The organism is Rhizobium sp. BR 249 (genome assembly GCF_047445895.1).
GTDB lineage: Bacteria > Pseudomonadota > Alphaproteobacteria > Rhizobiales > Rhizobiaceae > Rhizobium.
The window spans coordinates 116944-131788 of the sequence record NZ_JARWKX010000017.1 but is presented as its reverse complement, the minus strand read 5'-3'; the positions used below and the strand labels follow the sequence as shown (position 1 = coordinate 131788).

13 protein-coding genes, 1 pseudogene and 1 riboswitch are annotated in these 14845 nt (G+C 61.7%); of the genes and pseudogenes, 7 read left to right on the top strand and 7 right to left on the bottom strand.

Annotated features, from left to right (window positions below; all coding sequences use genetic code 11):
• A pseudogene (locus QD408_RS17435) lies at nucleotides 1–388 on the bottom strand (sugar ABC transporter substrate-binding protein); the annotation flags it as partial.
• Between the two features lie 308 nt (nucleotides 389–696).
• Between QD408_RS17435 and QD408_RS17430 the strand changes: the two are divergent.
• The 4 genes from QD408_RS17430 (at nucleotide 697) to queE (ending at nucleotide 3634) form a co-directional block, all read left to right on the top strand.
• Nucleotides 697–1755 (top strand): LacI family transcriptional regulator, encoded by a 1059-nt coding sequence (locus tag QD408_RS17430; protein WP_414140157.1) that lies wholly within the window; start codon nucleotides 697–699, stop codon nucleotides 1753–1755.
• Between the two features lie 87 nt (nucleotides 1756–1842).
• Complete coding sequence (gene queC, locus QD408_RS17425) at nucleotides 1843–2553, top strand: 7-cyano-7-deazaguanine synthase QueC (protein WP_414140156.1); 711 nt, start codon at nucleotides 1843–1845, stop codon at nucleotides 2551–2553.
• Nucleotides 2553–2909, top strand: a complete 357-nt coding sequence (gene queD, locus QD408_RS17420) for a 6-carboxytetrahydropterin synthase QueD (protein WP_414140155.1) — start codon at nucleotides 2553–2555, stop codon at nucleotides 2907–2909. The genes queC and queD overlap by 1 nt, the downstream gene beginning before the upstream one ends.
• A complete protein-coding gene (gene queE / locus QD408_RS17415) occupies nucleotides 2906–3634 on the top strand; it encodes a 7-carboxy-7-deazaguanine synthase QueE (protein ID WP_414140154.1) in 729 nt (242 codons plus the stop codon). Before queD ends, queE begins: the two co-directional genes overlap by 4 nt.
• A gap of 12 nt (nucleotides 3635–3646) precedes the next feature.
• Here the strand turns inward: queE and QD408_RS17410 are convergent, their stop codons facing one another.
• The 6 genes from QD408_RS17410 to QD408_RS17385 form a co-directional block, all read right to left on the bottom strand.
• Complete coding sequence (locus QD408_RS17410; RefSeq protein ID WP_088683924.1) at nucleotides 3647–4870, bottom strand: adenylate/guanylate cyclase domain-containing protein; 1224 nt, start codon at nucleotides 4868–4870, stop codon at nucleotides 3647–3649.
• A gap of 105 nt (nucleotides 4871–4975) precedes the next feature.
• A complete protein-coding gene (gene nrdF, locus QD408_RS17405; protein ID WP_088683925.1) occupies nucleotides 4976–5950 on the bottom strand; it encodes a class 1b ribonucleoside-diphosphate reductase subunit beta in 975 nt (324 codons plus the stop codon).
• Nucleotides 5951–6160: 210 nt separating this feature from the next.
• The gene (nrdE, locus tag QD408_RS17400) at nucleotides 6161–8329 is read right to left on the bottom strand and encodes a class 1b ribonucleoside-diphosphate reductase subunit alpha (protein WP_414140153.1); all 2169 of its coding nucleotides are present in this window, start codon (nucleotides 8327–8329) and stop codon (nucleotides 6161–6163) included.
• Complete coding sequence (gene nrdI, locus QD408_RS17395; protein WP_414140152.1) at nucleotides 8308–8709, bottom strand: class Ib ribonucleoside-diphosphate reductase assembly flavoprotein NrdI; 402 nt, start codon at nucleotides 8707–8709, stop codon at nucleotides 8308–8310. Before nrdI ends, nrdE begins: the two co-directional genes overlap by 22 nt.
• A gap of 13 nt (nucleotides 8710–8722) precedes the next feature.
• Nucleotides 8723–8944, bottom strand: coding sequence for a glutaredoxin-like protein NrdH (gene nrdH, locus QD408_RS17390; protein WP_184473257.1), 222 nt, complete (start codon nucleotides 8942–8944; stop codon nucleotides 8723–8725).
• Between the two features lie 262 nt (nucleotides 8945–9206).
• Nucleotides 9207–9432: riboswitch (cobalamin riboswitch) on the bottom strand.
• A 130-nt stretch (nucleotides 9433–9562) separates the two neighbouring features.
• On the bottom strand, nucleotides 9563–11830 hold the full coding sequence (locus QD408_RS17385) for a heavy metal translocating P-type ATPase (RefSeq protein ID WP_414140151.1): 2268 nt from the start codon (nucleotides 11828–11830) through the stop codon (nucleotides 9563–9565).
• A gap of 71 nt (nucleotides 11831–11901) precedes the next feature.
• Between QD408_RS17385 and QD408_RS17380 the strand changes: the two genes are divergently transcribed.
• The 3 genes from QD408_RS17380 (at nucleotide 11902) to QD408_RS17370 (ending at nucleotide 14750) form a co-directional block, all read left to right on the top strand.
• The gene (locus QD408_RS17380; RefSeq protein ID WP_414140150.1) at nucleotides 11902–12324 is read left to right on the top strand and encodes a MerR family transcriptional regulator; all 423 of its coding nucleotides are present in this window, start codon (nucleotides 11902–11904) and stop codon (nucleotides 12322–12324) included.
• A 72-nt stretch (nucleotides 12325–12396) separates the two neighbouring features.
• On the top strand, nucleotides 12397–13605 hold the full coding sequence (locus QD408_RS17375; protein WP_414140149.1) for a TIGR03862 family flavoprotein: 1209 nt from the start codon (nucleotides 12397–12399) through the stop codon (nucleotides 13603–13605).
• Between the two features lie 185 nt (nucleotides 13606–13790).
• Nucleotides 13791–14750, top strand: coding sequence for a helix-turn-helix domain-containing protein (locus QD408_RS17370; RefSeq protein WP_414140148.1), 960 nt, complete (start codon nucleotides 13791–13793; stop codon nucleotides 14748–14750).
• Nucleotides 14751–14845: the final 95 nt, after the last annotated feature.

Here is a 14845-nt window from a genome sequence, read left to right as displayed (position 1 = left end):
AGACSGAGAACTTCTGCAATGCCGCCGGCACCGACTTGTCCCAGCCTTCCTTCTTGGCCGTCTCCGTCAGGTCACCCATGACACCGGCCTGGGCATAATCGAGCACGGTATAACCCAGCATCTGCGAGGCCGTCGGATAGGTGCCGGCCGCCACCATCGCCTTCAGCGCCGTCATCGCCGCATCACCGCCGCCGCCGGCAACCGGAACATCCTTCCAGGCAAAGCCTTCCTTCGACAGATCCTCCTTCAGGACATTCAAAGCAGCCGCCTCGCCGCCTGACGTCCACCAGTGAAGCATCTGGACTTCCTTTACGTCGGCAGCCTGCGCCGCACCCAAACCAGCAACCATCACGACAGCAATCGCCGCCGAGCTCATGAACTTGCGCATGAATTTCCTCCCGTTTGAAATTGGCGGCAGGACCCTCCCCGCCACCAGATGCGTCCCGCCATTGCAGCAGTCGGCATGAAGCCGCGCTCCTCCGCGCGGTTAACAATTTAAAACGTTATAAGCCCTTGGTCGTCAAGCCCTTTCTCGACTCCCGAGAAAAATGTAGTTATCGCCATAACACCTTGAATTATATTAATATAATCCAAAAGGATAATGAGGCAGTAGAATTTAAAACGTTTTCATTGGCCAGATTGCACACCTGAGTCATCGTGTTATTGTATCGGCAATTCCAGCATGGAAAGCCCAGAGTGACCGAACCGTCCCGGCCGCATCGCGGCGAAAATCTCGATATCGCCCCCAAGCGCAGCAAGCCGACATTGCGGACGATCGCCACCATCACCGGCCTGGCGGTGACGACGGTGTCACGGGCGCTTTCCGATGCCCCGCAGATTTCGCTCGAGACCCGCCAGCGCGTGCACCGCATCGCCCGCGAGATCGGCTATCTCCCGGATCGGGCCGCACAGCGTCTCAAGACAGGCCGCACCAATGTCGTCGCCATCCTGCTCGATCCCCACGAGGAAGTGGTCGGCTTCACCACCTCGATCATGTACGGCATCGCCAAGGCGCTGAAAGAAACACCCTACCATCTTGTCGTCGCCCCGAACTTCCTGTCGACGACCAACGCCGAGGCCGCCGAATACATCATTCGCAACCATCTGGCCGACGGACTGATTTTCACGCGCACCGAGCCGCTCGACGCCCGCGTCCGCCTGCTGCTCGAAACCGGCTTTCCCTTCATCTGTCACGGCCGCACCGAATTTTCGACGCCGCATCCCTATGTCGACTACGACAATTTCACTTTCGCCTATGAGGCGACGCGCCGGCTGATCGTTAAGGGCCGCAAAAAAATGGCTGTGATCCTGCCGCCGAAACGGCTGACCTTCTGCCAGCATATCCTGCACGGTTTCATGACGGCGGTGCGCGAAGCCGGCATCGCTTACGAGATCCCCGAGACGGTCGATCTCGATACGCCGGCGGATACGCTGCGCGATTTCATGCGCGTCCGCGCAGCCGCGCCGGATGCACCCGATGGCTTCATCTGTCCCGGCGAAGTCTCCGCCCTCGCGGTCATCAGCGGCATGAACGATGCCGGCCGCACGCTCGCCGCCGATTACGATATCGTCGCCAAGGAGACATCCCGCCTTCTCACCCAATTGCAGCCGAAGGTCGATACGATCCACGAGGACCTGACGGCGGCTGGCGAAGATCTCGGCCGCATGCTGCTCCAGCGTATCAACAATCCCGAAGCAGAAAATCTACACCTCCTGCTGCCGCCGCAAATCAACTTTCCGGTCGGTCAGCGCTAAAACTGTTTCCATGACGCGCGATTTGGCTTAGAAGCGCGCGCGTAATCCGGTCGCAGCCCACCCGGTCAAAACAAGGGAATCCAAAATATGAAGACTATCGTCGTCTGCTCCGGCGGACTCGACTCCGTTTCGCTTGCCCACAGAATGGCGGCGGAAGAACAGCTTATCGGTCTCGTCTCCTTCGACTACGGCCAGCGGCATCGCAAGGAACTCGACTTTGCCGCCAGATGCGCCGCGCGGCTTGCCGTTCCCCATCACATCATCGATATCGCCGCCATCGGCGGCCATCTCAGCGGATCGGCCCTGACCGACGATGTCGAGGTTCCGGACGGCCATTATGCCGAGGAAACCATGAAGGCCACCGTGGTGCCGAACCGCAATGCCATCATGCTGGCCATCGCCTTTGGGCTGGCAGCCGCGCAGAAGGCGGATGCCGTTGCCGTCGCCGTGCATGGCGGCGACCACTTCATCTATCCGGACTGCCGGCCGGGCTTCATCGATGCTTTCCAACGCATGCAGAACGAAGCGCTCGACGGTTTTGCCAGCGTCAAACTGCTCGCACCCTATGTCGAGGTCCCCAAAGCCGCGATCGTGGCCGATGGCGCAAAACATGGCACGCCTTTCGCGGAAACCTGGTCCTGCTACAAGGGCGGCAATCTCCATTGCGGGCGCTGCGGAACCTGCGTCGAACGCCGCGAAGCCTTCCATCTCGCCAATGTCGCCGACCCGACGGAATATGAGGACCGCGACTTCTGGAAGGCGGCGGTGTCGCAATATACCGCGACGGAGGTGCGTTGATGTACCGCATCACCAAGGAGTTTCATCTCTCCGCCTCGCATCAATTGGATCACCTGCCAGCCGATCATCAATGCGCCCGGCTCCACGGCCACAACTACATCGTGGTCGTCGAACTCTCGGCCGAAAACCTGAATGACGACGGCTTCGTTCGCGATTATCACGACCTCTCGCCGCTCAAGCGCTATATCGACGAGGCTCTCGATCATCGCCATCTGAACGACGTCTTCGGCCACTCGAAGGTGACGTCCGAATTCCTCGCCAAACATTTTTACGACTGGTGCAAAGAGCGCTTTCCGGAGACCTCTTCCGTTCGCGTCAGCGAGACGCCGAAGACCTGGGCGGAGTACAGGCCATGAGCGCGGAGACCATCCGCGTCAGCGAGATCTTCGGCCCGACCATACAGGGCGAAGGCGCCTTGATCGGCCTGCCGACCGTTTTCGTCAGGACCGGCGGCTGCGACTACCGCTGCTCCTGGTGCGACAGCCTTCACGCCGTCGACAGCGCCTTCCGGGATCAATGGATTCCCATGTCGGTCGAGGCGATCTGGCAAGAGGTCACGGCACTCTCCGGAGGCAAGCCGGTGACGGTTTCCCTGTCCGGCGGCAATCCTGCGATCCAGCCCCTGGGACCGCTGATCGAACTTGGCCATTCCAAGGGATACCGCTTCGCGCTGGAAACGCAGGGAAGCATCGCGCGGAACTGGTTTCGCGATCTCGACATGCTGGTCCTGAGCCCCAAGCCGCCGTCAAGCGGAATGCAGACGGATTGGGGCGAGGTCGACAACTGCCTCCGGCTCACCGCCGGCGGACCGGAGATCGCATTGAAAATCGTCGTCTTCGACGATGCCGACTATGCATTCGCCAGAGAGACGGGTCAGCGCTACCCCTATATTCCCTTGTACCTCCAGCCGGGCAATCACACGCCGCCGCCGCCCGAAGACGACGACGCGCGCATCGACATGGATGGCGTGATGGATCGCATGCACTGGCTTGTCGAAAAGGTGACGGCCGACCGATGGTTTTCGCCGCGCGTGCTGCCGCAGTTGCACGTGCTGCTCTGGGGAAACAAACGAGGGGTGTGACCCCCCGTCCGTCTACCGCTCCGGAAAAGCGAAGACGTCGACAGGCTCCCCGAGCCCGCGCAGCGGGAAGGTGCCGAGGCTGTCCATGTCTTTCGCGCAGCCCGCCATTTCGACGAAGGCCCGCGACAGGAGCACCGGACGCTTGACCTCCTTGGTCAGGCTTTCCAGCCGCGAGGCGACATTGACCGCCGGGCCGATGACGGTGAAATCCAGCCGCCGGCGCGAGCCGATATTGCCGTACATGACGTCGCCGACATGCACGCCGACGCCGTAGCGCAGCGGATCGCGCCCCATGCGCACATGCTCCTCGTTCAATTCAGTCATCGACGCCTGCCCCTCTCGGATCGCCTGCAGCAGATCGAGGCAGGCCGTGTCCTTGCTCAGCGGGAAGATCGCCAGCAATCCGTCGCCCATGAACTTCAGGATTTCGCCGCCGTAGCGTTCGATCGGATCCGACATCGCGTCGAAATAATCGTTGAGCAGATGGATGACATCGTCGCGCGGCCAGAGATCGGAGATCGCCGTAAAATCGCGCAGGTCGCAGATCATGATTGCCGCTCCGACAGTGGCGCCGCTGCCGCGCGTCGTCACACCCGACAGGATCTGCTCACTCGCATGCGGCCCGACATAGGTCTGCAGCAACGTGCGCGCCATGATGTTTTTCAGCCGGATTTCGCTGACAAGCGTTAGCGCTGGCAGGAGATCGCGCAGGAAATCGACATGTTCGCGCTCGAAGCCGCCCGGCCTGTTGGTGGAAAATGTAGCGACATGGCGTTTGCCTAAGGTATGTTCGACGGGCCATGCGATATACTCGGTCAAACCGTCGTCGCGCAGGTCCTGATAGAATGAATCCATCTCGCCGTCGGCTGCGCCTTCCAGCTGCCTGCGCACCTCCACCACACCCTGATGGATCGCGTTGACCGGACTGGTCAGGAACTCCGGCGTGTTTTCGACGCCATAGGCGAATGTATCGATCTTCGCCTCCGCCAGTCCCTCCTTCCAAAGAATGCGGGCACCGACCCATTGCGGGTGGTTCACCCTGAAATGCAGCGTCGCCCGCGCCACCGGCACGCCGGCCGCCAGCAGCTTCCCACACATGTCCACCAGAATATTGTCGATGAAACGCTCGCCGCGCGTCTCGTTCACGAGCCAGTCGAGAATCCGTCTCCGACGAATCGGCCAGACGCCTTCGTCCGCCTCGACTGAAGTCCCGACCTTGTTCAAAAAAGACGACATCTAAAACCCCCGCTACGCCACTTCACTGGCGAGTGCCGAACTCAATCTTCCCGCTGAATGTGGTCGATGGGAAAGCAAATGATAAGGGGAGGTATCGATTAAACCTCAGAAATCCCAATCCTCGTCCTCGGTCGCCACGGCCTTGCCGATGACATAGGACGAGCCGGAACCCGAGAAGAAGTCGTGGTTCTCGTCGGCATTCGGCGAAAGCGCCGACAGGATCGCCGGATTGACCTTGCAGGCTTCGGCCGGAAACAGCGCCTCATAGCCGAGGTTCATCAGCGCCTTGTTGGCATTGTAGTGCAGGAACTTCTTGACGTCCTCGCTGAGCCCGACGCCGTCATAGAGCGCTTCGGTATATCTCGCCTCGTTGTCGTAAAGTTCGAGCAGGAGATCGAAGGCGAAATCCTTGATTTCCTGCCGGCGCTCCTCGGGCAACCGCTCCAGCCCGCGCTGGAACTTGTAGCCGATATAATAGCCGTGCACCGCCTCGTCGCGGATGATGAGGCGGATCATGTCGGCCGTGTTGGTCAGCTTGGCCCGGCTCGACCAGTACATCGGCAGGTAGAAGCCGGAATAGAACAGGAAGCTTTCGAGGAAGACGCTCGCGACCTTCTTCTTCAAGGGATCGCCGGAGGCATATTGCTTCATGATCAGCGCCGATTTCCGCTGCAGGAACTCGTTTTCCTCAGACCAGCGATAGGCGTCGTCGACATCGGGCGTCGAGCAGAGTGTCGAGAAGATCGAGGAATAGGAGCGTGCATGCACCGCCTCCATGAAGGAGACATTGGAAAGCACCGCCTCCTCATGCGGTGTTGCCGCATCCTCCATCAGCCTGATGGAGCCGACACCGTTCTGGATCGTGTCGAGCAGCGTCAGTCCGGTAAAGACGCGAATGGTGAGCTGCTGCTCGGCCGCCGTCAGCGTCGCCCAGGAGGGAATGTCGTTCGACAGCGGCACTTTCTCCGGCAGCCAGAAATTACCGGTGAGGCGATTCCAGACTTCGAGATCCTTATCGTCCTCGATGCGGTTCCAGTTGATGGCGCGGACGCGGGAGGCTGGCTTGATGGATATGTTCATTGGGTAGTCTTTCTTCCATAAATTCTAACGGAGTGCGGAGCCCCTCACCCTGCCCTCTCCCCGCTGGGGAGAGGGGAACGCCGTGCACGCGGCTTGTCTCTTCTCCCCAGCGGGGGTCCGAAGGACGGGTGAGACCCGTGGCTCACCCAGGTCGGTGCCGGCAGGCGGATGAGGGGGCCACTCGCTCAAAGATTCGCGGCTGAAATCAAATCAAAGCGTACAAGACACACATCCCTGCACCTCGGTGCCGGACAGCGCCATCTGGCGAAGGCGGATGTAGTAGATCGTCTTGATGCCCTTCTTCCAGGCGTAGATCTGCGCCTTGTTGATGTCGCGCGTCGTTGCCGTGTCCCGAAAGAACAGGGTCAGCGACAGGCCCTGGTCGACATGCTGGGTGGCTGCCGCATAGGTGTCGATGATTTTCTCCGGCCCGATCTCGTAAGCGTCCTGATAATAATCGAGATTGTCGTTGGTCATGAACGGCGCCGGATAATAGACGCGGCCGATCTTGCCTTCCTTGCGGATCTCGATCTTCGAAACGATCGGATGGATCGAGGAAGTGGAGTGGTTGATGTAGGAGATCGAGCCCGTCGGCGGCACCGCCTGCAGGTTCTGGTTATAGAGGCCGGAGGTCATCACCGCCTTCTTCAGCGCAAGCCAGTCTTCCCGCGTCGGAATGTGGATGCCGGCAGCGTCGAAAATCGACTGCACCTTCTCCGTCGCCGGCTTCCATTCCTGCTCCGTATATTTGTCGAAATATTCGCCCGAGGCATATTTCGAATTCTCGAAGCCCTTGAAGCTCGCACCACGCTCGGCCGCCAGCAGGTTCGAGGCGCGGATGGCGTGATAGGTGACCGTATAGAAATAGATATTGGTGAAATCGACGCCTTCCTCGGAGCCGTAGAAGATGCGTTCGCGGGCAAGATAGCCGTGCAGGTTCATCTGGCCGAGGCCGATCGCATGGCTCTCGTCATTGCCCTTCTCGATCGAAGGAACCGAGGCGATATGGCTCATGTCGGAGACGGCCGTCAGCGCCCGGATCGAGGTCTCGATCGTCTTGCCGAAATCGGCCGAATCCATCGCCGCTGCGATGTTCAGCGAGCCGAGATTACAGGAAATATCCTTGCCGAGATGCTTGTAGGAGAGATCGTCGTGATACTCGCTCGCCTCGCTCACCTGCAGGATCTCCGAGCAGAGATTGCTCATGGAGATGCGGCCGGCAATCGGGTTCGCCCGGTTCACCGTGTCTTCGAACATGATGTAGGGATAGCCGCTCTCGAACTGGATTTCGGCGATCACCTGGAAGAATTCGCGCGCCTTGATCTTCTTCTTGGAGATGCGGGCATCCGCCACCATCTCACGGTACTTTTCCGTCACCGAGATCTCGGTGAGGGGTACGCCGTAGACCCGCTCCACGTCATAGGGCGAGAACAGATACATATCCTCATTGTTCCTGGCGAGTTCGAAGGTGATGTCGGGCACGACGACCCCGAGCGACAGCGTCTTGATGCGGATCTTCTCGTCGGCATTTTCGCGCTTGGTGTCGAGGAAGCGCATGATGTCGGGGTGATGGGCGTGGAGATAGACCGCGCCCGCGCCCTGGCGCGCGCCGAGCTGGTTGGCGTAAGAGAAACTGTCTTCGAGCAGTTTCATCACCGGGATGATGCCGGAGGACTGGTTCTCTATCTGCTTGATCGGCGCGCCGGCCTCGCGGATATTCGTCAGCGACAGGGCCACGCCGCCGCCGCGCTTGGAAAGCTGCAGCGCCGAATTGATGGAGCGGCCGATCGATTCCATATTGTCCTCGACGCGCAGCAGGAAGCAGGAGACGAGCTCGCCGCGCTGCTTCTTGCCGGCATTCAGAAAAGTCGGCGTTGCCGGCTGGAAACGGCCGGAAATGATCTCGTCGACCATGTCGCGGGCAAGGGCTTCGTCGCCGCGCGCCAAAGCCAGCGCCACCATGCAGATGCGGTCTTCGTAGCGCTCGAGATAGCGCTTCCCGTCGAAGGTCTTCAGCGTATAGCTGGTGTAATATTTGAAGGCGCCGAGGAAGGTCGGGAACCGAAATTTCCTGGCATAGGCCTGGTCGAACAGGTCGCGGACGAAATTGAAGGAATACTGGTCGAAAACCTCCTGCTCGTAATAGCCTTCGGTCACGAGGTAATCGAGCTTTTCCCGGAGATTGTGAAAGAACACGGTGTTCTGGTTCACGTGCTGCAGGAAATACTGCTTGGCCGCCATGCGATCCTTGTCGAGCTGGATCCTGCCCTCATCGTCATAGAGGTTCAGCATCGCGTTCAGCGCATGATAATCGAGCGTTTCAGCCGCTTTCAGCGGCTTTGCGCCCGCATCCCGCGTCAGATTTGTTCCCGTGTCCAAAATCGTCCCATCCCGTCTTTGACATTGGCGACATCCCAGGCCGTTCCCAGAAGCTCGAACCTGTAGAGATACGGCACCTGGCATTTCCGCGAGATCACGTCGCCGGCAAGCCCGTAGGTCTCGCCGAAATTGCTGTTGCCCGCGGCGATCACGCCGCGGATGTTGGAACGGTTTTCCGCATCGTTGAGGAAGCGGATCACCTGCTTGGGCACGGCTCCTTTGCCGCCGTCACCGCAATAGGTGGGCGAGATCAGCACATAGGGTTCGTGAATGTGGATGCCTTCAGCGTCGACGGGAATGCGCGCCGCGCGCAGTCCCAGCTTCTCGACGAAACGATGGGTGTTCCCGGATCGGCTCGAATAATAGACGATCAGCCCCATCGCTTTTCTCCGCTCAGGAGAGCGCGCTGATCATGTCGGGACGGAAACCCGCCCAATGCTGGCTGCCGGCAACCACGACCGGAACCTGCATGTAGCCCATGCCGCGCACGCGATCGAGTGCTTCGGCATCCTCGGAAATATCGACGATTTCATAATCCACGCCCAGGCGGTCGAGGGCGCGATAGGTGGCGGTGCATTGGACGCAAGCCGGCTTGCTGTAAACGGTAACGCTCATCATGTTCCTCGTGATGTCAATGAATTCAGGACACGGGACTGGGATCGGGCGCCGTGCGGCGTCCGGGGCAACGCTTGATAATGATCTGGCAAAGTTGGCGCTTAAACGCCTGACGTCGTCCCTCGCAGAATCTGCGCAGGCGGCGGCCTTGATGCTCTCGACATGACTTCAAACCCCGAAGTGCTCATGCGGACGTTCGGGGCAGCGCAACAGACACGGATTTATTCCGCCTTCGTAGACGCGACCTTCCGGACACCCCGCCCGTGGACGTTTCGTTCGAGGCAGGTCTCCTGGCTCACGGGTCGAAGCACCCTGCCCAGCCTTCCCGGAGCATCATACTCCAGTGACCTGAAATCGGACAGTTGCTCGCCGCTTACAGTTGCGGGGGCAGCTCCGGCATTGCCGCGCCATGATGGCGCAACGCACCGTATTCCCGTCTTAGCCCTCGATCCTCACGAATCGAGGGAACCTCGAACACTAGATATAGTACGCGAATCCGAATTCACGTCAACGGATGGTTTGTGCATCGCGTTACGGCAGGTTTGAAATCGCTGCGTTCCTGTGAAAAACAGGGATAACGAAAGCTTAACGAAACCAGACCGCCATTCGGGAAAACATTCACGCCTTTACACGCAGCAGCCTCAGCGCATTGATCGTCACCAGCACCGTGGCGCCGGTGTCGGCGAGGATCGCCGGCCAGAGCCCGGTAATGCCGGCGATCGTCGTCACCAGGAAGACCGCCTTCAGCCCGAGCGCGATGGTGATATTCTCAAGGATATTGCGCATCGTCCGCTTGGAAAGCGCGATCATCCTCGCCACGTCGCCGACGCGTCCGTGCAGCACGGCGGCATCCGCCGTCTCCAGCGCCACATCGGTGCCGCCGCCCATGGCGATGCCGATATCGGCGGCGGCAAGCGCCGGAGCATCGTTGATGCCGTCGCCGACCTTGGCGACGACGAAGCCCTCGCGCTTCAATTCGCCGACGACCCGCTGCTTGTCCTCCGGCATCATCTCGCCGCGCCAATCGATGCCGAGCATGCCGGCGACGGCTGCCGCCGTCCGCTTGTTGTCGCCCGTCAGCATCATCGCCTTGACACCGGCCGATTTAAGCGCCGAGAGCCCGGCCCCGGAATCCTCGCGCGGCTCGTCGCGCATGGCGATCAGGCCGGCCGCAGCGCCGTTGACGAGCAGCACCGACACACTCTTGCCCTCGTCGTTGAACGCCGTGATGCGCGACTCTTGTTCCCCGTCCAGCGCCCCGCGCTCGCGGGCAGCCGACGGCGACAAGAGATCCAGCGTCTCGCCGCCAACCTTGCCGCTGACGCCCTTGCCCGGCACCGCTTCCAGCTCGAAGGCGGGCGGCACGGGAACGCCGTCGGCCTTGGCGCGGTTGAGGATGGCGAGCGCCAAGGGATGGCTGGAGCCCTGCTCCAGCACCGCCGCGCGCGACAGGAGCTGCGCCTCGCTCAATCCGAAGGAAACGATATCGGTCACCCGAGGCTTGCCTTCCGTCAGCGTGCCCGTCTTGTCGAAGGCGACCATCGTTACCTTGCCGAGCGTCTCCAGCACCGCGCCGCCCTTCATCAGCAGCCCGCGCCGGGCACCCGCCGAGAGCGAAGCGGCGATCGCCGCCGGCGTCGAGATGACGAGCGCACAGGGGCAGCCGATCAGCAGGATGGCAAGACCTTTGTAGATCCATTCGTTCCACGAGCCGCCGAAAAACAGCGGCGAAACGACCGCCACCAGCGCGGCGACCACCACCACGCCGGGCGTGTAATAGCCCGAGAACCGGTCGATGAAGCGTTCCGTCGGCGCTTTCGATTCCTGCGCCTCCTCCACCAGCTTGACGACGCGGGCGATGGTATTGTCGGCAGCGGCCGCCGTGACGCGAACCCTGAGCACTGCATCGCCGTTGACCGTACCGGCATAGACGACTGCATCGACGCCCTTGCGCACCGGCGTGCTTTCGCCCGTCACCGGAGCCTCGTCGACCGCGCTCTCGCCGGAAACGATGACACCGTCCGCAGAGATGCGGTCGCCGGGGCGAACCATGATGATCGCGCCGACGGCAAGGCTTTCCGCCGGCACCTCCCGCATCTGGCCATTGTCTTCGAGCAGCGCGGTCTTCGGCACCAAGGCCGTCAGCGACTGGATGCTTTCGCGCGCCTTGCCCGCCGCCACACCCTCCAGCAGCTCGCCGACGAGGAACAGGAAAACGACGGTCGCCGCTTCCTCTCCCGCATTGATGATGACGGCGCCGACAGCGGCGATCGTCATCAGCATCTCGATCGAAAACGGTGTGCCGGATAGCGCCGCCATGACCGCACGCCGGGCGATCGGCACGAGACCGACCAGCATGGCGACGATGAAGGCATAGGATGCAATCGCCGGCACGAGATGACCGACGGCATAGGCGGCAACGAGCGCCACGCCCGAGAAAATGGTCAGCCGGCCCTTCTTGCTCTGCCACCAGGGACCGGTCATCGGCGTGTGGTCGTGCCCGTGCAGACCTTCGATTTCCTTTTCGCCATAGGCGTGGTCGTGACCATGGCCTTCATGATCGTGATCATGACCCGCGTGATCATGGCTCGCATGATCGTGGTCGTGGCCCGCGTGATCGTGATCATGATGATGCGAACCGCGTTCAGGCACAGAGGCTGCCCCTCCGGTAAAAGGCGAGACGGAATAGCCAAGCCCCGTCACCTTCTTCTCGATCGCCTTGAGGTCGCTGCTGCCGTCATGCCGGACAGTCATCGTGCCCGCCACCACCGAGACGGAAACATCGGCGACGCCTGCCACGCGTCTGACCGCCGTATCGATCTTGGTCGCGCAGGCGGCGCAATCCATGCCACCGACCCGGTATCGTGTCTCGCTCGTCTCAGCCATGATCCGCTTCCTTGTCAAACAGAAGCATCCCACCTACATCCTCTAGCGACTAGAGGTGCAAGAGGAAAATCATGAAAAAGATCACCATCGGCGAAGCGGCTCGCCGGAGCGGCGTCAAGGTGCCGACGGTGCGTTATTACGAGAGCATCGGCTTGCTCGCCGCCCCAGGCCGCAGCGAAGGCAACCAGCGCTCCTTCGAGCCCGCCGACATCAACCGCCTCGCCTTCATTCGCCATGCCCGCGAACTCGGTTTCGAAATCGAGGCGATCCGCACGCTGCTCACTTTGCAGGACGATCCGCATCAATCCTGCGCCTCGGCCGATGCCATCGCCAAGGCCCGCCTCGTCGAGGTCGAGCAACGCATCCGCAGCCTGACGGCGCTGAAGGCCGAGCTGGAAATTATGGTGGAAGGCTGCGGCCACGGCCGTGTCGACCAATGCCGTGTCATCGAGGTTCTCGCCGATCATGGCCAGTGCACGCATTCGCACCACTGACGTGGTTGCGCCCTTGCAGGTGACTCGTCCTCGCGCCAAAACTGCATCAGAAAGAATCGGGCGAAGACATTCATGAACCAGAAGCGGGTTGCGATCATCGGCGGTGGCCCGGCGGGCCTTGCGGCTGCCGAACTGCTTTCGCTCTCCGGTCATTTAGTGACGGTCTGTGACGCCATGCCGACCTTCGCCCGCAAGTTCCTGCTGGCCGGCAAATCAGGTCTCAACATCACCCATTCCGAGGACTATATCAGTTTCGCCACGCGGTTCGGCACAGCCTCCGACCGTCTGCGCCCTGCGCTTGATGCTTTTACCCCCGATGACATCAGGGAGTGGGCTGCAGGGCTCGGGACCGAGACCTTCATCGGCTCCTCCGGCCGGGTCTTTCCGACAGTGATGAAGGCTTCTCCCCTGCTGCGCGCCTGGCTCAGGCGACTGGAAGGCCAAGGCGTTGCCCTGCGCACCCGCCACCGCTGGATCGGTTTTGCCGAAGAGGGCTACGTTTTCGAAACGCCGGAAGGCCGCAGCATCGTCCATTGCGATGCTGCCCTGCTGGCGCTCGGCGGCGCAAGCTGGCCGCGCCTCGGCTCCGATGCGAGTTGGCTGCCCTGGCTGTCGGAAAGGGGCGTCGAGATCGACACCTTCCGGCCCGCCAATTGTGGCTTCGTCATCGGTTGGAGCGCGAATTTCAGTGAGCGTTTCGCCGGCGAGCCGGTCAAATCCGTCACCGCCACATCCGAGGCAGGCAGCATTCCCGGAGAATTCGTCATCACCGCAAGCGGCATCGAGGGCAGCCTGATTTATGCCCATGCCGCCGCACTGCGCGACCGGTTGCAGAGCCATGGCAACGCCATCCTGACTCTTGACCTGGCACCAGGCCGGACGATCGAGAGGCTGGCGCGCGACCTTGCCCGGCAGGACACCAAATCGAGCTTTTCAAACCGGCTGCGCAAAGGCGCCGGCCTCGATGGCGTCAAGGCGGCCTTGCTGCGGGAACTCGTGCCCGAGCGCGAAAGAACCGATCCCGGGCGGCTCGCCGGCATGCTCAAGGCCCTGCCGATCCCGGTTCTCGACACAAGGCCCATCGGCGAGGCGATCTCCTCGGCCGGCGGTATCCGCTGGAGCGGCATCGACGAAGGCTTCATGCTGAAGGCCCTGCCCGGTACCTTCGTCGCCGGCGAGATGCTCGACTGGGAGGCACCGACCGGCGGTTATCTCCTCACCGCCTGCCTTGCGACCGGCCGGGCGGCCGCGCGCGGCATCGAGGCCTGGCTGTTGCGGTAGACGCGGATGATCTGAAACCGGATCTAGATCAATGAAGCGGAGCGCTATGCCGTGCGAAGATCGCTCACACTATTCAGCATCATGCCCTGATCGCCCGGGGTGAGGAAGAGGCGGCCGTCGAAGCGTGCAATTGCCAACCGATGGCTTTTCCATCAGACTATGCTGAAGTTCCGTGGGAGGAGCAGATGCAAGAACAGTCAGCGCATGCGGAACATGTCTACACCTCTGCGCAGCGTAATTCCGCCGCCGCGAGTTCTCCGATCGTCGCGTCCTGGCGGCGCTGCATGACCATGCACCAGCTCGCTCCGGAAGACGAACGCGCGCCGCTACGCCTCACCGACGGCGAATTCCACCATGCACGCGCGCAGTCCGAACGGCTGATCGCCGGCGCCACCGACGAGCTCGACCGCCTCTTTACGACGGTCGGCAAGGCCGGCTGCTGCATCCTTCTGACCGACAGGAACGGCATCGCGCTGGAGCGCCGGGGCACATCAGGCGACGACAAGGACTTCCGCGATCTCGGCCTCTGGACCGGCTCGATCTGGACCGAGGCGAGTATCGGCACCAATGGCATCGGCACCGCGCTCGCCGACGAGCGCGCCGTCGCCATCTTCCGCGACCAGCATTTCTTCTGCTCGAATATCCGCCTGAGCTGCACGACGGCGCCGATCCGCGATCATCGCGGTGAGCTTGCCGCCGCCCTCGATATCTCCACCTGCCGCGAAGACGTCAGCGAAATGACGCTGGCGATCCTGACGCAGACGGTGCGCGATGCGGCGATGCGCATCGAACTCAATCTCTTTCGTTCGGCGTTTGCAGGCGCCCGTTTCCTGATGGTCCCCACGAGCGCCAATTCCGCCGCCGCCCTGCTTGCGGTCGATCGGCACGACCTCGTGCTGGGCGCCACCCGCGCCGCCCGCATCGCATTGCAGCTCGACGACAAACGGATTGCAGCCGGCATCCCGGCCTCCGATGCGCTTCAGGAAGCCGCCGTCTCGCAGCAGGAAGAGATGGTCGAAGCGGAAAAGGCAGCCCTCTTGCGAGCTCTGTCGCGCACCAGCGGCAACGTCTCGCAGGCGGCCGCAGCACTCGGGATCAGCCGTGCCACCCTGCACCGGAAGATGAAAAAGTTCGACCTGCACTGAGCAGTGGGCTCGAAGGTTCCACGGACATGGGCAATCATGACGCGATCTGTCGCAACCCTGCGACAGTGTGCACTGCGGTATCGATGCCGCACTCT